Source organism: Bifidobacterium sp. ESL0784 (genome assembly GCF_029433295.1).
Taxonomy (GTDB): Bacteria; Actinomycetota; Actinomycetes; order Actinomycetales; family Bifidobacteriaceae; genus Bifidobacterium.
This window is the reverse complement of the sequence record NZ_JAQTHV010000005.1, coordinates 36,484-53,997: the sequence shown is the minus strand read 5'-3', so window position 1 is coordinate 53,997 and position 17,514 is coordinate 36,484. Positions and strand designations below refer to the sequence as shown.

The following is a 17,514-nucleotide window of genomic DNA, read 5'->3' as shown; positions in this document are numbered from 1 at the left end:
GCGCGGGGATGATCCCGCACGGTCTCTTGCTTCGATGAGGCCGGTGTCGTGCTCCCCGCAAGCGCGGGGATGATCCCGCACGGTCTCTTGCTTCGATGAGGCCGGTGTCGTGCTCCCCGCAAGCGCGGGGATGATCCCGCACGGTCTCTTGCTTCGATGAGGCCGGTGTCGTGCTCCCCGCAAGCGCGGGGATGATCCCGCACGGTCTCTTGCTTCGATGAGGCCGGTGTCGTGCTCCCCGCAAGCGCGGGGATGATCCCCACGTCTCGCCCAATGAGGTCGTCCTCGTCCTGTGCTCCCCGCAATCGCGGGGATGATCCCCGGACCGCCGGATGAGGAACCTGCGGCCGAGGGTGCTCCCCGCAAACGCGGGGATGATGGTGTCGTGTTGGGTGTCCATGTCGCCCACGAGAAGTGCTCCCCGCAAACGCGGGGATGATGGTTGTAAAGCCTACGATAGGTAACGGCATCACGGGTGCTCCCCGTAAGTGCGGGGATGATCCTACAGAAATATACTTGATAAGCAGAGTAATGAACATGTTCCTCACAAGCGCGGGGATGGTCCCTTCCGCGACGCGATGGCCAAGGGCCAGATCATATGCTCCTCGTAAGCGTGGGGATGATCCTCCGGTCATGGACAAGTCGTTTGACGGTGATTTGTGTTCCTCGCAACCGTGGGGATTGCCTTTGTTGCATGCCTTGAAACTCCAGATTCTCAAGTTGTTCGTGGCAGGTTCGGAAATTCTTTCGGGTACAGCAGTCTCGTCCTAACGTGGTAATCATAAAATCTCTGTGAGCAGAGAGCTCAGGCGATTCTTTCTATGTCCTATGAACCCACTATGAAGACGCATTTGACAAATCTTTAAATCTCCAGCCAAGAAATTACTAAAAGTCATCAGCCGTTTCGAACCAATTCGTAAGCATTCCAAAACGATATTTTTATATTCTATCGAAAGAGTATTTTGGAGCTATCAGTCAAAGCGGAATGGATCGAAGTCATGGCATCATATACAGCGGATACGTCAGCTACATCGTATAAGGCGGATGTAGCTGGCAGAACTTTGTGTTTGTCTTCCCAATCATCAGCCTTATGGGGCAAGTCCGATAGAAACGAGAATGACTGTTGGCTTCCGCTTTTCATGCACATGTCCGATTCGGCATTCGTGGCACAAAAGCTATGGGACCAGTGGGTTCCGCAAGGTACTCGTCGCGTCGTCGAGCAGGCAGTTGGCGGCAATTCCGAAATAGCTCGGAAACTATATTGCTTTCTTGCGGGGGTTCACGATATCGGCAAGGCGGTGCCCGTGTTCCAATGCAAGCAATGGAAAGCAGAGAACGGGCAATGGTATAGGCTTACCTATCTACTTGATCAGGTGAAACTTCTCTATAGTCCAGATATTGATAGAGAGACAAAGCCCACGCACCCTATCGCAGGTCAGGTCATGCTTACCAAATATTTCATGCAGAAATACCATTGGAACAGGAAACAGTGCGAATCATATTTTTGTGTGGTCGGCGGGCATCATGGCAAGCCGCCGGTAAAGGGAGATTTGAAGTCCGCCGAAGATGATTTGGGTTCTGAGATGGGTTGGCGGTCGGACGATGGCGAGACTTGGAAAAGCGCGCAGGCGGAACTGATTGATTTTGTTCGTAGTCTTGTGGGCCTTGATGACGCTTCGGTTGATTTTCTTGCCGGTTTCAGGCTCCAGCCGCTTCCCGCCATGGTATTGACCGGTTTGGTCATCATGGCTGATTGGATTGCCAGCAACCAGGACGTATTTCCGCTCATTCCGATGATGGGCGGCAAACAACGTTATATTAGTAATGATGTGGTTAACCTCCCAGCTTTGCAGTCGCGCGCGAACGAAGGCTGGATGAGGACCGGATTGATTCCCGCTTGGCATGATTCAAGCGAAGCTGATGCATTGGATTGCTCGACACAGGAATTGTATGAACGCCGTTTCTCGTTGCCCGATGGAGCCCAGGCCAGACCGATGCAACGAGAAGTAGTCAATATTGCCAAGCAGGTTTCGACCCCAGGAATTATGGTTATCGAAGCGCCGATGGGTGAAGGCAAGACTGAAGCGGCGCTCGCGGTATCAGAGGTTTTTGCCGAGAAAAGCGGTCGCAGCGGGGTCTGTGTGGCACTGCCGACCACCGACGCGATGTTCGGCAGAGTGCTTGAATGGATTAATAAGCTTCCGCAGGATAGCGGAGAAGAATCATCGCAAGGCGGTAATAAAGGCACGTTAAAGCAGGAATGCGGCCAAAGTGAGAAAAGCGTCTATCTGGCGCACGGTAAGGCGAGGCTCAACGAGAAATTCCAGGGATTGATTGATGAATCGTTTCAAAGGGGTTTCAACGATATCGGTGACGATGTGAGTGACGATGTGAGTGACGATGTCGCACAGAGCAAAGACGGCACCGAATCGGCCTTGGTCTCCGAATGGATGATGGGCAAGAAGAAGGGCGTCCTGGCCAATTTTCTGGTGTGCACCATCGACCAGTTGCTGATGTCGGCTTTGGATATGAAGCATGTGGCGCTCCGTCAGCTTGCGATGATCAACAAGGTTGTCATCGTCGATGAATGTCATGCCTACGATACTTATATGCGACAGTATCTGCTGCGTGTGCTGCAGTGGTTGGGGGCGGCCGGTACGCCGGTGATTTTGTTGTCCGCGACATTGCCGGAAGACCAACGAGCAGAAATGGTCGAGGCATATCGGCAGGGTGCGGGTCTTCCCAAATCAAAAAAAGATGTTAAAGCGATCATGCCGACTCCCAAAAATCACAAGAAAGCTGCAGACTGCGAAGAAACGGAAGCGGTTTCGGCCTGTCCGGATTTAGATAACAAGGAAGTCGATACTTCGTATCCGCTGATTACTTATACCGACGGTCAGGAAGTCAAGTCTGTGCAGACCGAGCCTTCAGGTCGTCATACTTCGGTTGATATGAGCCTGATTGATGACAGCGATGAGGCATTGGTGAAGGTCCTCAAAGACAAGCTTGCCGATGGCGGATGCGCAGGAGTCATATGCGATACTGTTGGCCGTGCCCAAGCAGTCAAAAAGCTTCTTTCCGAACGTTTTCAAGGCGAGGGTGAAGTGTTCCTGACCCATTCGCGGTTCATGGACTTAGACAGAATGGCCAACGAACAGCGTCTGCGTGAGGTTCTGGGGCCAAAGGCCACGCGTACGAATGAACAACGTCCCGATCGGCTGATTGTGGTCGGCACTCAGGTGTTGGAACAATCGTTGGACATCGATTTTGATCTGTTGGTCACCGACATCGCTCCCGTTGATCTCTTGATGCAGCGGCTTGGCAGGGTTCATCGTCACCACAGGGGAGAAGGCGAGTGCGACCGGCCGGTGAATCTGCGCCGCGCTAGATGCTATATCCGTGGAGTTTCGTCTTGGCAGGCGAATGGTCCGCGATTTTCGCCGGGGATAGGTAGGGTATATTCCGCTGCTTCATTGATGGAGTCTTTGGCGGTATCGAGACTTAGTGATGAGGGCGCGGCTTCCTGCGTCTCGTTACCCGACAATATTCCGACATTGGTCCGTACCGCTTATTCCGATAAAGTAGCCAAGCATATTCCGCCAAGCTGGATTGAACGGTATCAGACGGCAGTGGAGAAAAGGCAGACCGAGGATATGCGCAAGAAGCGGCGGGCGGGAAGTCATTTGCTGCATTCGCTGAAAGTATTGGAATGTAGGGGCAACTCATTGGTAGATCTGTTCTCCGCTTTAGACGAGGTGAACCAGAGCGGCGAGCTTGTCGATGGCAGTAAATTCCATCTGGACGATGACATCGGGCCGCGCGCGGTTCGTGACACGCAGGAAAGCATAGAAGTGTTGTTGCTGACCAAAAGCGATGATGGCGTTAGGCTTCTGCCCTGGATCGGAGATAAGTCTTGTGGAATTCCTCTCGGTTCTGAAGTGCCTGCTAACGAACTGCCGAACGATACCCTTTCTCAACTTGTTGCGCAGTGTGCTGTGAGGCTTCCGCTGGCTCTCTGCGCGCCGTCTAAAATCGACAAGCTGATCGAGCAATTGGAAGATGGGTGCGCCGATGATGTCATGCAATGGCAGGAGTCCCGTTGGCTCGCCGGCAGGCTGGTTCTTTTCCTTGAAAAGGCCGACAATGGGGTTTATGAGACATCGCTACTGGGGTATCGATTGCGGTATACGCGAGAGAATGGTCTAGAATATGAAAAAGACGATCAACAGGACGATGGAGCCGTTGATAAGGCCTGAACAGATGGAGGCGAAATGACCAAGAATTCGAAATTCAATTTGCTAGATGAACCTTGGATCAGTGTGGTCTATACTGATGGCCATGCCTGCGATGTCTCGATTACGACGCTTTTGCAGCAGGCTCCACAGATTCGTGAGATATCAGGGGATATACCGCAGCAGACCCTGCCTTTGTTGAGGTTGATTCTGGCCATTCTGTACCGTTCCTATACCGCGCTCTATAATTTTGACGGTTCCGACGAACAGAAAATGGTGTTTTGGAAAGCGGTATGGGACCAAGGGGGTTTCGACGTCCAAGCTCTTGAAGAATATCTTGATTCGGTTCATGACAGGTTTTACCTTATTGATGACGATGCGCCATTCATGCAGGTGGCCGGTTTGGAATATGTGGGAGACAAAGAGTACGACGATGTTGCTGAACTGATTGCCGATATTCCCAAACCTGATAAATTCCTGTTTTCCATGCGCGCGAAAGGTACCATCAAAGACGTTTCTCTGTCCGAGGCGGCACGATGGCTTGTGTTCATGCAGACCTATGATGTCGGAGGCATCAAGACCCCGGTTGTCGGCAATACCCATGTCAACAAAGGCAAAGTCTATGCTCCGAAGGGGCGTGTCGGCACGGGTTGGCTCGGAGCCATCGGTGGAACGTTCCTTGAAGGTAGAAACCTTTTCGAGACCTTGATGCTCAATTGGTGCCTTGTCGGGGACTCAAAACGAGGCGAAACGCCATTGATAGGCGACGAGCGGGATACCGCTCCTTGGGAACGCGAACCTGCGGGTCCTGACATTACGATGCGTGACGAGCCACGAGGTGTGGTGGATTTGCTGACTTGGCAAAGCAGACGGGTTCGGCTGGTGCCTGACGCGACCATAGATAAGATCATAGGGGTCATTTCCTGTTATGGAGATGTCCTTACCGCCGTCAACAAGCAGACCTGTGAAATGATGACGGCTTGGCGCACCAGCGTTCCGCAACAGAAGAAGCTCAATCTTCCCTCTCCTCCCTTCATGCCGAGGACGTTGGATTCAAGCAGGGCGTTGTGGCGCAATCTTGAACCGATGCTGAAAATAGAGAATGATAGCCGTCGGCCTGGTGTGCTGGCATGGATGGATGATGTGGACGAACAATTCAAAGATGCCGGCGAAGCGTTGCCGCAAGTGACGATCCATACCCAATCGATGACCTATGGAACCCAAAGTTCGGTGTATGCCGATGGCATCGATGACAGACTGGATATCAATGCCGCCTTGTTGCAGCCGGAAGCTCCCGAGGCCGGTGAAATCATCAATTCGATTGTTGAGGTAGTTCAATTACTTGAGCAGTGCGTTAAGGATCTTGCAGGGTTCGTTGGTCGCATCCGTACTGCGGGCGGTGACAGAAGTGATGGAGCCTCGACGGACGTCAAAGAATTCGCCTATGGCCAGCTCGACGGTATGTGCAGACAGCGGATTTCTCGATTTGCCCCGGATTGTGATATCCCGCTTTATGAGACGGAATGGAAACAAGACGCTCACAAGCTTCTGCGACGAATTGGTCAGCATTATCTGTCTGATGACGCACAGGGTGCTGTTTTCCGCGAATTCGATGACAAGACCATGAAGAACGGTGCCCACATGTCGGCTGCCAAGGCCTGCAGCATCTATTTCAATCAATTACGGAGTTTGCTCGGGCCATTGAAGGTTTCGGAAAAGGGCGAACAGACCGAGGATACGAATCAACTGGAAAGAGAAGGCGATTGAGATGACGTTAGGACAAAAAGCTGATGCCGTGGGCAAGTATGTCAATGGCAAGGTCTCACGGCTGCAACGTTGTTATGTCTATGGCAACCCGCGCGAGAAGACCTGGGCCCGTGCTCAACTGGCGCGTCTTCGTAGGTTGGATACCCAGACCGGAAGCGATTGGATGTCGGTTGGCGATGAATTGTTTGAAGATTGGCGAATCGAGGAGCTTGGTGTTCCGGAGCCTAAGTCGAAAGAGCTTCTTGCCGTCAAAGCCGCCTTGCAGCTATACGCTTATCACCAGCAGTCGGAAAGCAGCCTCGGTATGAATCTGGCAATTGATGGCGAAACGCCGGAGAAACGGGCTGTGCAAAGAAGGTTAGGTTCCTTCGGTGGCGCTTGCCGCGGCGTCCAGCCCGATTTGGACCGCGCCAATGGCGTTCATGCCCGTCTGCGCAGCCTTGAGACGGCCAGCAGTTTTGAGGATTCGGTCCGCATTATGCGTGAACTCATCAAACTGATGAGGAGCAGTGCCAATGCTGTTGCGTGCCGTATCTGCTACCGGGAATTGGCCAGCGACCTTTATCTGCTTCAATTTGACGGAAGCCATGATGATGTGATCATGAGGTGGGGCAGGGACTACTATATGACTCGATCAAGTGCCAATGACGGCGACAAATCTTCGGAAAACAATAAATCGTAGCAATAATCAAGAAAGGCATACTCATGTTCGTTGATATCTATGCAATCCAGAATGTACCGCCCAGCAATATTAACCGTGACGATACCGGAAGCCCGAAAACCGCTTACTATGGCGGCTCGTTGCGCGCCAGAGTCTCCAGTCAGGCCTGGAAAAAGGCCATGCGTGACAGTTTTAGAAAGGTTTTGCCTGAAGAAAAGCTTGGCGTACGCACCAAACTGGTTCCCGGCGAAATTTCGGATCGGATTTGCGTAAAAGATCCCGACCTCAAGGATTCCTCTGATGAGCTTGCCGCGTCCTTGTTGAAGATCATCGGCATCAAGACACAGTCGTCGACGAGGGCTGGTTCCCAGCAAGGCAACGACGAGACCGGCTATCTCGTCTTCATCAGTGAGCGCGAGCTCGACAAGCTTGCCGATCTCGCGGTGCAATGGGCTCATGAAGGTGCTGACTGGAAGAAGCCGGATACCGAAATGAAAAAAGTGGCCAAGGATATTTTCCACGGCACACAGGCCATCGATATCGCCTTGTTCGGGCGGATGTTGGCCGATGCTCCGGACCTCAATGTGGATGCCGCATCCCAGGTGGCCCATGCGATTTCGGTGGATACAGTTCGTCAGGAAGCCGACTATTTCACGGCCTTGGACGATCTTGCCAACGATGACAACGCCGGAGCAGCCATGATCGACAGCACGGGGTTCAATGCTTCGACGCTGTATCGCTACGCCAATGTGAATGTCGATTCACTGGCCGATCAGATTGACGACAACGAAGCCGTTGCCGATGCGGTCGTCGCTTTTGTCGAAGCGTTCGTACGTTCTATGCCGTCAGGCAAGCAGAATTCGTTCGCCAACCATACGCTTCCTGAGGTCGTCATCGTTTCTCTGCGCAAAGATCAGCCGATCAATATGGTTTCTGCCTTTGAAAAGCCTGTCCGGGCCGACGCCGATCATTCCGTATCCGAGAATGCTGTGGAACTGTTGACCAAGAAGATCGAGAAAGTGGAGAAGGATTACGATGTCAAGGCAAAGCATTCCTGGTCGATTGGCACGGAAACCGGCACAACGCTTGAAAAGTTGAAGCAAGACCTGCATAACGCTGTTCTGGACTCTTTAAAGGCGGGGCAGGAAGCATGAGCGTCCTGCTGCTCAGTCTCTCGGCTCCCATGCAGTCGTGGGGCGACTCATCTCGTTTCGTGCGACGCAACACCAATAATGAGCCCACGAAAAGCGGCGTTCTGGGATTGCTTGCTTCGGCGCAAGGCCGCAGCAGAGAGGACCCGATAGAAGACCTGGCTGGGCTCGAATTCGGCGTGCGTGTTGAGCAGCCCGGTCGCGTAATTCGCGATTTCCAGACTGAAAGACCAGTCGAAGGCAAGCCGATGCCGTTGACGAATCGGTATTATCTGGCCGATGCAAGATTTTTGGTAGCGCTGGGTGGCACGCGTGATTTTCTTGTGACGTTGGACGTTACCTTGAGAAATCCGAAATGGCCGTTGTACTTGGGCAGAAGGGCGTGTCCAGCTGATTTCCCGGTGACGTTGGGAGTACACGATGAGTATGACGACGTGCGTCAAGCGCTTGCGCAAGAGCCTTGGCGGGCTTCGGATTATTACAAAAGCAGGCATAATCTTCCGCAATTGGAAGTCGCTTGTGATGCCCATCCGGGGGAGAACACGGAAAATCAGGATGATTTGCCGCTGAGTTTCAGCATCAAGCATCGTCAATATGCCGGAAGGGCTGTCTACCATTTTTCGGTACCCAATCCCGATTGTCCTGATGTCGATATTGCCAACGATGCTGGTGCGATGCGGTTCGCCGATGACCATGATCCCATGAATTTCTGAGGAGACCAGGAATGTTTATCTCAAGAATCCCTTTGAACGCAGGAAGATATGGCGCACAGCAGCTTATTGCGTCGCCATATCGGATGCATGCAGCGGTAGAGGCGTGTTTCCCTCCAAGTATAGTGAGGCAAACGGAGGAAGGAAGAATCCTCTGGCGGCTGGATTTCAATAAGGAATCCCATTCGGTTTGGCTTTACGTCGTCAGTCCGGCCAAACCGGATTTCACCCACATCGTAGAACAGGCCGGATGGCCGATGTATCAGGAATGGGAATCGAAGGATTATACCCCAGTTTTGAACCGTATCAATGTCGGTGCACGCTTCAATTTCAGATTGCGTGCCAATCCCGTTCATAAAGTAGCGCATGACAAGTTTGCGGGGCATGGAAAGCCGCAAGATGGGAAACGGCTGGGACATGTCACCGTAGAGCAGCAGTCCCAGTGGCTCATCGATCGCTCGGAGTCGAACGGTTTCAATGTCCTGCAGCATAAAGGTAACTATCAGCTGGTTGTTTCACAACGTAAAAAAGAATGTTTTCAGCGAACCGAGCAGGGTGGACAACGCAAGGGCGATAAGGTCACGATTTCCACGGTGCTTTTTGATGGTTCACTAGAAGTAACGGATGCCGAAAAATTCAAGCACGCGCTCTGTTTCGGTATAGGCAGGGCCAAAGGCTTCGGTTGCGGCTTGCTGACGGTGGCTCCAATCAAGGTCAATCCATCTGTTGAATAAGGCGAATAATGGAAAATAATTCTGAACCTTCGGTGAGGGTCAAGAAAAAGCATAATAGTTCAATTCCGGGTTCTCCTCCTCCGGAATTGGACGAATTGGTCCGTGCTGAAGACAGGATTTCCTTCGTTTACTTCGAGCATTGTATCGTTAAACGCGATGACAACGCCATCACAGTCACCGACAACACCGGTACGATTCATATTCCTGCAGCTTCGTTGAGCGTTTTGCTTCTTGGGCCGGGTAGCAATGTTACCCACCAGGCGATGACGGTTATCGGTGAGAATGGCGCTTCGGTGATATGGGTCGGCGAACGTGGTGTGCGGATGTACGCGTTTGGTCGGCCGCTGACACATTCCGCCGCGTTGCTGCAGAAGCAGGCTGCTTTGGTCTCGAATACCCGAACTCGTTTGGCTGTCGCCAGGAAAATGTACGGGATGCGCTTTCCCGGCGAGGATGTCAGCCGGTTGACCATGCAGCAACTTCGAGGACGGGAAGGTGCACGGGTTCGCAAAGTGTATCGGCAAAACTCGAAGCGGACGGGTGTCGAATGGGACAAAAGAACCTATGACCATCTTGATTTCGAGGCCGGCAATGAGATCAATCAGGCGCTTTCGGCGGCAAGCACCTGCATGTACGGCATAGCACATGCGGTGATCGTTGCGCTCGGTTGTTCTCCGGGGCTTGGATTTGTGCACGTCGGCCATGAACGCTCCTTCGTCTATGACATTGCGGATTTGTACCGTGCCGAACTCGTCATTCCTGTCGCTTTCGACACGGCGGCCGCTCATCCTGAGGATATCGGTGCCGTCACTCGTCGCAACATGCGCGATGCCGTTTATGATTTGTCGATTATGTCTCGGATGGTCAAGGATATTCACTATCTTTTGGACGCCGAGGGCGTCCGGGACGACCCCGATTCGGATCATGTGGGTCTCTGGGATGAAAAACTTGGCGAAGTCGATGCAGGCAAATCGTATGGCGGTGAGGCCGACGATGAGGATTCCGTTTTTATGACAGGCGGTGGACATTGATAGTTGTGGTACTGACCGCATGTCCTGTGGGTTTACGAGGCGATTTGACCCGTTGGCTGCTTGAGATTTCGCCTGGGGTGTTCGTTGGCCATGTTTCGGCGCGAGTTAGAGAAGAACTGTGGGAAAGAATCACGGGTTTGGTGAAAGACGGTCGCGCGATAATGGTCTATTCCGCCCGCAACGAACAGCATTTGGCGTTCAAAGTGCATCGTCCGGATTGGATTCCGACCGATTGCGATGGGCTTGAACTAGTGAAACGGCCCAAAGGCGCAGAGAAGGCTTCCATGGCCGGCCACATCAAGCATGGCTGGAGCAACGCTAGTAAATATCGGAAAATCAAGAAGTTCGATAAATAAATAACAATTTAATTATATTAAATTGTAAAATGTCTATTGGTTATGATAATTTTTATTATGAAAGGAGGTGAGAATGAAAATATCCATTAAAGAGAAAGCCGAAACCTCGTCCATTCGTATTGCGTCGAGCATTAAGCTTTCTAAGGTAAAACAGGGAAAGACTCAGAGAAGGGTAACTGCTTTGATTATTCTTCGAGATCTTATCCTCGTTTCGGTCGTGCTTCTGCTTGTAATGATGTTGTATGTAATCGCTGGCAGATAGTGCGCTCTCCATCTATGGAGATGATCCCAATTTGACCATGTTGAATTGTGGGATTCCAAGATGGTCCTCACAATTGTGGGGTTTGAGCCCGGCGTACGCCGGGCTCTTTTTGTGTTGGACTCTCGTATGAAAAATTCCACACGTATTGCCAGGCTTTTTCAGTAGTCATAGGTTGGTGTGGGGGTCCTTTATTTCCATCGCTCGATTGCGACGCAATGTCGCTCACTAGAGCGCGACACGCCGGGAAATCCGCGGAATAGCTTGTTTTGAGACTAAATATTGGTAAAACGTCTCAAAAGTTGTTTTTGGCGAGTAACATATTTCTTGTGACTTGAGAAGTCAAACCTTCTAATAGTTATTATAACAGATTTTTTTAGTTAGTTGTCTGCGTTGATGGCTATTTAGAGATATCTGGCAAGAACGGCTGTTTTGTTGTTGTTAGCAAGGTTTCTTGTGTTAATTTTGGTAACTATATGGGTTATTATAAAGTGATAACCTGTTTAATTGTCAAAAAAGACTTACAAGGTTTGATGTAACCTATCGGATGTATCTGACTGGTCTTGTCGACAATGACGTGCAACAACGCCGTGCCGCGGGCTGGCAGGCATATCCGCATACAAAGCAAAAGGAGAGATGAGGATATGCAAGAGCCAGTAGCGACCTTGGATGGTTGGTATTGCCTGGACCTGTGGTGGAAGATGGATTGGCCGTCATTCCAGAAGCAGAGCCCTGAAGCGCAACGCAGTGAAGTGGCCCAGTTCAAGCAGATGCTTGGTGAATTCGGGGCCAATGAGAAAGCCGGCAAAGGCAGCTGGTACCTCTTCGATGTCAGTGGCACCAAGGGCGACCTTGGTCTGATTCTTTACCGCGAGACGTTGGATGAGCTCAACGAAATCGAAAACCGTTTGGCAAAGCTACCGCTTTCCGAGTTCCTGACCAGGGCCGGTTCATTCGTCTCCATCGGCGAATCCGGTACCTATTCCGGCAAGCCGAAAAGCGAGCGTGGTTGGGGCTATGTCGAGCGTGCGGTCAAGCCGAAGCTGCCCAAGAAGCCGTATGTCTGCTTCTACCCGATGTCGAAAACCCGTGATCCGGGTGCCAACTGGTACACGCTTCCCTTCGAGCAGCGCCAGGCCTATATGAAGGACCATGGCATGATCGGTCGTTCGTTCGGCGGCCGCGTGCTCCCGTTCATCACCGGCGCGATGGGGCTCGATGACCACGAGTGGGGTGTCCTACTCCTGGCCGACGACCCGCTGGTCTTCAAGAAGATCATCGAAGCCATGCGCTACGCCGAAGCCAGTGCCGTTTATGGCGATTTTCCTTATTTCGTATCAGGAACGTATCTGCCCGTGGAGGATCTGGACCACTTTTTCCTTGACGGTTGGGAGGTAAGCAAGCCGAAGCCGGGCGCTCGCCATACGCTGGAAGGCGAGATTATTCCCGCCGGATCCAATGAACCGGTTGCCGTGCAACCTGCCATACCGCCACATCCGACCGCATCGGAACATTCCGCCGCGGTCGCGCCAAACTCCGAGACTCATCATCATGAGTGACACCATGTCCCAAGCCGCAACCAAGGCGGCCGACGCGGCGAAAACCGTCGGCCACGCGGTGAGCAAGCCCCCGATCTGGTTCTATGCGCTGGTCGTTTTCGTCACCCAGCTCGACAGCGGTTCGGCGGGTACCCTGCTTTCCTCAATCGTCAAGACCTTCGGCCTTACGACGCTGAGCTCCTCATGGGTCGCCGGCATCTACACGCTGGGCCTGGTGGTCGGCACGCCGATCATGGCGAACCTTTCCGACACCCGCGGCACCAAGAAGGTCTTCCTGTGGGAGCTCGGCTTCTGGTTCGTCGGCTGCCTGCTCACTGCGGTTGCTCCGATGTATCCGCTGATGCTCGCCGGTCGCTTCATCCAGGCCATCGGCGACAGTGGCATCATGGTGCTCGCGATGAACGAGCTTATGCAGGCCGCCCACAAGAACCATCAGGGCCGCAGGGTCTCCTTCGTCGGCGTGGTCGCGGGTCTTTCCGCGGTCGCCGGTCCGGCCCTGGCAGGTATGGCCATCGGCATGGCCAAGAACTGGCGCGCCTTCTATTACGGCATGCTTCCCGTCCTGCTCATCCTCTTCGTAATGGCTTGGTTCGTCATGGACAACCAGCTTGCGGCGAAGAGCAGCAAAACCGATTTGGCGGGCCTCTGCTCCTTCTCCGTGGTGCTCTTGACGCTGATGCTGGGCATCACCATGAGCCAGCATTTCAAGCAGTATTGGGTCATGATCCTCGTGCTCTTCGTCGTTGCTGTGGTTGCGTTCCTGGTCTTCCTCTATTGCGAAAAGAAGCTGGACAAGTCCACAATGCCGTTCCTGCCGATCAGCCTGTTCCGCAACCGTTCCTACGTGCTGACCCTCGTGCTCGCGATGGTCGGCGGCAGCCTCTTTTCGCTGTTCGTCTACATTCCCTCTTACGTCCACGACGTCTTCCATCTTTCCAAGGCGCTTTCCGGCATGACCATGATGGGCACCGGCCTGGGCAGTCTGATCGGCTCGTACGTTGGCGGCATTTTCGTCGACAAGCTCGGCAATAAGAAGGCTTTGATCGTCTCGAGCGCCATCAACGGCATTTCCGTGATCGGCATTCTTTTCACGGCACACAGCCTGCCTGCGTTCTTCGTGCTTTCGACCTTGTTCGGCTTCGGTCTGGGTGCGTTCATGTCCTCGCCGCTGCAGGTTATCGCCGGCCGTCTGGCCGCGCCTGACCAGCGTATGCAGGCCATCGGCGGCGTCTCGGCGTGCAAGAAGATCGGCATGACCATCGCCCCGCTCGTCTTCGCCTCCGCCCAGCTCATCGGCAGCGTCAAGGGCAACCCGACGCTGACCTCGTTCCGTGCCATGTTCCTCGTCGCGCTCATCATCGCGGTGGTGTGCATCGTGCTGACCCTATTCATTCCATTCAACAAAGGAAACATCGATAATGACAAGTGAAAACAATTCCGACAACGTAACTTTCGCCCCCAAGAAGGCAGTGCTCTTGATGGCCTACGGCACCCCGTACAAAACCGAGGACATCATGGGCTATTACACCAACATTCGTCACGGTGTGAAACCGCCACAGAGCCTCTTCGATGAACTCGCCGGCCGTTACGAGGCCATTGGCGGCACTTCGCCGCTCGCCAAGATCACCGATGACCAGGTCGCCGGACTCCAAGCCGCGCTCGACCGCGACCATCCCGGTGAATACGTGGTGCGCAAGGGCTTCAAATACATCGAGCCGTATATTGCCGACACCATCGACGAATTCAGCGCGGCCGGCATCACCGACATCTATGGACTTCCACTCGCTCCGCAGTATTCGGTCTATTCCGTTGAAAACTATCATGACCGCGCCCGGGAAGCCCTGAAAAAGCATCAGGAGATCACCTATCATCCCATTCGCAGCTGGTGGAAAGACAAGAATCTCATAAAGTTCTGGGCCGACCAGCTGATCGCCATGAAGGATCTCATCGACCGTGCCGATACCAAGGTTATCTTCAGCGCCCACAGCCTGCCGATGCGCATCATCAACGGCGGTGACCCTTATCTCAATGAAGTGACCAATAACGCCAAGGCCGTCGCCAAAGCGGTCGGCCTGCGCCATGACCGATTCACCATAGCCTGGCAGAGCGCCGGCCGTACCGGTGAGCCGTGGATAGGGCCCGATTTCAAAGAGACTGCAAAGGATCTCATTCAAAACGGCGGTATTTCAACCATCGTTTCGGGTTCGCTCGGCTTCATCGCCGACAACCTCGAGATTCTCGATGACGTCGATATCGAGCTCAGGGACGAAATCGAATCCGTGGGTGGCAAGCTTCGCCGTCTGCAGATGCCGAACGCCGACCCGCTGCTGGAAGCCGCGCTTGAAGATGCCGTTCTGGGCGCCGAATAGCGAGCGGCGACAGCAATAGCAAAATTAAATAAGAAACCGACGCAAGGAAACAACGATGGGCCAACAAGTCACGGCGGTGCTGCTGATGGGTTTCGGCACGCCATATCAATCCAGCGACATCATGGATTTCTGCACTTGCATGTTTGGCGGGCACAAGCCGAGCGAGCAGGTGTACGAAAGCGTGAAATCGCATTATGACGCGCTGAACATGGGTGGCATCTCGCCGTTGGCCCACGTCACCGACGATCAGGCAGGCGCGTTGCAGCGTCGGCTTGACCATGATTTCCCGGATCGTTACAAGGTCTATACCGGATTCAAATACATCGAGCCCTTCATCGAGGACGTCGCCGACCAGATTGCCGCCGACGGCATCACCGACGTGCGGGGCATCGCCCTTGCGCCGCAGTATTCCACCTCGACCAACGAAGGCTACCATCGCCGGGCCGAGGCCCAGTTCGCCAAGCATCCGCACATGGTCTACACCGCCGTGCGCGGCTGGTGGTCTGACGAGCATCTCGTTCGCTTCTGGGCCGACCGGCTTGCCGAGGTCCGCGAAACCGTGGACATGCCGAATGCCAAGGTGCTGCTGGTTTCGCACAGTGTCAAAAATACTGTGATCGAAGGCGGCGATCCGTATCGCGACGAGGCGGTCAACAATGCCAAGGCCGTGGCCGAACGTGCCGGACTTCAAGACGGCAAATGGTCGGTGGCCTGGCAGTGCGGCGGCCCCTCGGTCGACAAATGGCTGGCCCCGGACATCGAGGTCGCCGTCCGCGACTTCATCGAGCGCGGCGAGGCGGACACCTTTGTCGTGGCCCCGCTGAGTTTCATCGCCGACAATGTCGAAGTGCTCTACGACATCGATATCGAGCTCAAGGCAAACGTCGAAAAGCTTGGCGGAACGCTGATTCGTCTGCGTATGCCCAACGACGATCCGTTACTTATCGAGGCGCTGGAGGATTTGGTATGCGAAGGCGAGGTCAGAGCTCGGTCCCAGATCGGGATTGCCGTTCCTTGCGCTCATTGCATAAAAATTGCGTAGATACGGTAGCCAAGTGAGTCGCGGTGGCATGGATTTAACGGTTTTTGAAAACTGAAGAAATCGAAAAACCGGAATCTTGCGAAGAGTTTTGGTTTTCCGGTATGGAGATTCCGCATAATCGTAACTATTGCATTCTAATAATTATCAGTAATAATCGTCATTTCCTATAAAAGAAGGTTGACAATCATGGCAGAGAAGAAAACGGCAGTGTTGCTCATGGGCCTTGGCGCCCCCGACAACGTCGGGGAAGTGCGGGATTTCTATACCGGCATCCACGGCGGCAAGCCGAGCGAGGAAATGTACCGGTCGGTGAGGGAACACTACGAGATCATCGGCGGTACTTCGCCGCTCGGCCGCGTCACCGGTGAGCAGGCCGAAGCCTTGCAGGAAAAGCTTGATCGGGACCATCCTGGCGAATATCAGGTTTATCTCGCCTTCAAATACGCGTCGCCCACGATTTTCGAGACCGTTGACCGGATCGTAGCCGACGGCTATACGAAAGTGGTCGGCCTGCCGCTGTTTCCGGAGCGTTCCTACGCTAGCGGCGACTACCACAATCGCGCCGAAACCCGGCTCGCACAGTATCCGCAGGTCTCCTATCGTGCGGTACGTGGCTGGTGGCTCGACCACAATCTCATCCAATACTGGGCCGACCGCTTGAAGGACGAGCAGGAAGTCATCGGCCGTCCGAGCACGTTGGTCATCCTGAGCTCTCACAGCCTGCAGACCCGCGTGGTCAAAAGCGGCGACCCCTATACTGATCAGGCCGTTCAAGTCGCCAAAGCAGTGGCGGAGGCCGCCGGTCTCGACGAAAGCAAGTACGTCATCGCCTGGCAGAACGGCGGCAGCACGCCGGAGGAATGGGTCCTGCCCGACATCAACGACGTGGCCAAGGAGTTGATCGAGAATCAGAGGATCAAGACCATTGTCTCGGGTTCGTTGAGTTTCATCGCCGACAATCTCGAGGTGCTTTTCGGCGTGGACGTCGCCTTCAGGAAGACCGTCGAAGGCCTCGGTGCCACTTTGGTTCGTCTCCCGCTGCCGAACACCGACCCGCTGCTCACCGCCGCGCTCGAGGACGCGGCCTGCGGGCGATAGTGTCGTTGCCTTTGCCGCTTTGACCTGATCTTGGCCGCAAGTGAATGTTTTTAGCGTGGGTGTGTTGGAATGCCGAAACCGTTCACTGGGCGATGTCGGTGATTGTTTTTCGCGCGAGCGTTTGCGGTGCCGAAAAGCGGTTGTGCGTTCATGGCCCTGCGAATTCCGCTTCCTGATGAATCCGCAGGGAGGTGGCCGCAATCTCCGTCAAACGGTCTATCTTTAAGGGCGTCGCCTAAACGACGGCTACGATATTCCATTTTGATATATTTCCGTATTTCGAGACGAATTTTTGCTAGAGTGTCGCAAAAGACGGCAAAGGCGTGTACACTGTAATCAGTGATTCGATGAAGGCCTTGTCTCCTATCTTTCGCTGGTGTAACGGAAATCCGGTTTTACTGGAGGATCGGAAGTCCGCAGGTTGTGTGGTGAAGCGACGTCGCTTGTTCTCTCTTCCCGAATTCTTTGGCTTGCTTCACCATGGCCGTTTCGCCTCTGCCTGTTGGCTTTCCGAGATTGGCAAAGACCTTGTTTTTCCTGTAGCG

At 53.8% G+C, this 17,514-nt stretch carries 13 protein-coding genes; all 13 read left to right on the top strand.

Annotated elements, in window-relative coordinates; genetic code table 11:
- The first annotated feature begins 962 nt into the window (after nucleotides 1-962).
- The 13 genes from cas3 to hemH (PT279_RS08890) all read left to right on the top strand — a co-directional run bounded on the left by cas3 (nucleotide 963) and on the right by hemH (PT279_RS08890) (nucleotide 16,969).
- On the top strand, nucleotides 963-4,256 hold the full coding sequence (gene cas3 / locus PT279_RS08950; protein ID WP_277167115.1) for a CRISPR-associated helicase Cas3': 3,294 nt from the start codon (nucleotides 963-965) through the stop codon (nucleotides 4,254-4,256).
- A gap of 15 nt (nucleotides 4,257-4,271) precedes the next feature.
- Nucleotides 4,272-5,999 (top strand): type I-E CRISPR-associated protein Cse1/CasA, encoded by a 1,728-nt coding sequence (gene casA, locus PT279_RS08945; RefSeq protein WP_277167114.1) that lies wholly within the window; start codon nucleotides 4,272-4,274, stop codon nucleotides 5,997-5,999.
- Between the two features lie 28 nt (nucleotides 6,000-6,027).
- Nucleotides 6,028-6,681: a type I-E CRISPR-associated protein Cse2/CasB gene (gene casB, locus PT279_RS08940; RefSeq protein WP_277167113.1), complete on the top strand. Its 654-nt coding sequence runs from the start codon at nucleotides 6,028-6,030 to the stop codon at nucleotides 6,679-6,681.
- A 23-nt stretch (nucleotides 6,682-6,704) separates the two neighbouring features.
- On the top strand, nucleotides 6,705-7,814 hold the full coding sequence (gene cas7e / locus PT279_RS08935; RefSeq protein ID WP_277167112.1) for a type I-E CRISPR-associated protein Cas7/Cse4/CasC: 1,110 nt from the start codon (nucleotides 6,705-6,707) through the stop codon (nucleotides 7,812-7,814).
- The gene (gene cas5e / locus PT279_RS08930) at nucleotides 7,811-8,524 is read left to right on the top strand and encodes a type I-E CRISPR-associated protein Cas5/CasD (protein WP_277167111.1); all 714 of its coding nucleotides are present in this window, start codon (nucleotides 7,811-7,813) and stop codon (nucleotides 8,522-8,524) included. The genes cas7e and cas5e overlap by 4 nt, the downstream gene beginning before the upstream one ends.
- An 11-nt stretch (nucleotides 8,525-8,535) precedes the next feature.
- Entirely contained in the window at nucleotides 8,536-9,255 is a 720-nt protein-coding gene (gene cas6e, locus PT279_RS08925) for a type I-E CRISPR-associated protein Cas6/Cse3/CasE (RefSeq protein ID WP_277167110.1), read from the top strand.
- Nucleotides 9,256-9,263: 8 nt separating this feature from the next.
- Nucleotides 9,264-10,286: a type I-E CRISPR-associated endonuclease Cas1e gene (gene cas1e, locus PT279_RS08920; RefSeq protein ID WP_277167108.1), complete on the top strand. Its 1,023-nt coding sequence runs from the start codon at nucleotides 9,264-9,266 to the stop codon at nucleotides 10,284-10,286.
- A 5-nt stretch (nucleotides 10,287-10,291) separates the two neighbouring features.
- Entirely contained in the window at nucleotides 10,292-10,642 is a 351-nt protein-coding gene (gene cas2e / locus PT279_RS08915) for a type I-E CRISPR-associated endoribonuclease Cas2e (RefSeq protein ID WP_277167107.1), read from the top strand.
- Between the two features lie 903 nt (nucleotides 10,643-11,545).
- Nucleotides 11,546-12,460 (top strand): hydrogen peroxide-dependent heme synthase, encoded by a 915-nt coding sequence (gene hemQ, locus PT279_RS08910; RefSeq protein WP_277167106.1) that lies wholly within the window; start codon nucleotides 11,546-11,548, stop codon nucleotides 12,458-12,460.
- Nucleotides 12,453-13,889 (top strand): MFS transporter, encoded by a 1,437-nt coding sequence (locus PT279_RS08905; RefSeq protein WP_277167105.1) that lies wholly within the window; start codon nucleotides 12,453-12,455, stop codon nucleotides 13,887-13,889. The genes hemQ and PT279_RS08905 overlap by 8 nt, the downstream gene beginning before the upstream one ends.
- Nucleotides 13,879-14,829: a ferrochelatase gene (gene hemH / locus PT279_RS08900; RefSeq protein ID WP_277167104.1), complete on the top strand. Its 951-nt coding sequence runs from the start codon at nucleotides 13,879-13,881 to the stop codon at nucleotides 14,827-14,829. The genes PT279_RS08905 and hemH (PT279_RS08900) overlap by 11 nt, the downstream gene beginning before the upstream one ends.
- A gap of 55 nt (nucleotides 14,830-14,884) precedes the next feature.
- Nucleotides 14,885-15,871 carry a ferrochelatase gene (gene hemH / locus PT279_RS08895; RefSeq protein WP_277167103.1) on the top strand — a complete coding sequence of 329 codons (987 nt, stop codon included), beginning with the start codon at nucleotides 14,885-14,887 and terminating at the stop codon, nucleotides 15,869-15,871.
- 186 nt (nucleotides 15,872-16,057) lie between these two features.
- Complete coding sequence (gene hemH / locus PT279_RS08890; protein ID WP_277167102.1) at nucleotides 16,058-16,969, top strand: ferrochelatase; 912 nt, start codon at nucleotides 16,058-16,060, stop codon at nucleotides 16,967-16,969.
- Nucleotides 16,970-17,514: the final 545 nt, after the last annotated feature.

Bases quoted from the DNA above. Each gene is read 5' to 3' on its own strand.
- casA (WP_277167114.1), top strand. From the start codon at position 4,272: ATGACCAAGAATTCGAAATTCAATTTGCTAGATGAACCTTGGATCAGT.
- cas7e (WP_277167112.1), top strand. From the start codon at position 6,705: ATGTTCGTTGATATCTATGCAATCCAGAATGTACCGCCCAGCAATATT.
- cas5e (WP_277167111.1), top strand. From the start codon at position 7,811: ATGAGCGTCCTGCTGCTCAGTCTCTCGGCTCCCATGCAGTCGTGGGGC.
- cas6e (WP_277167110.1), top strand. From the start codon at position 8,536: ATGTTTATCTCAAGAATCCCTTTGAACGCAGGAAGATATGGCGCACAG.
- cas1e (WP_277167108.1), top strand. From the start codon at position 9,264: ATGGAAAATAATTCTGAACCTTCGGTGAGGGTCAAGAAAAAGCATAAT.
- hemQ (WP_277167106.1), top strand. From the start codon at position 11,546: ATGCAAGAGCCAGTAGCGACCTTGGATGGTTGGTATTGCCTGGACCTG.
- PT279_RS08905 (WP_277167105.1), top strand. From the start codon at position 12,453: ATGAGTGACACCATGTCCCAAGCCGCAACCAAGGCGGCCGACGCGGCG.
- hemH (WP_277167104.1), top strand. From the start codon at position 13,879: ATGACAAGTGAAAACAATTCCGACAACGTAACTTTCGCCCCCAAGAAG.
- hemH (WP_277167103.1), top strand. From the start codon at position 14,885: ATGGGCCAACAAGTCACGGCGGTGCTGCTGATGGGTTTCGGCACGCCA.
- hemH (WP_277167102.1), top strand. From the start codon at position 16,058: ATGGCAGAGAAGAAAACGGCAGTGTTGCTCATGGGCCTTGGCGCCCCC.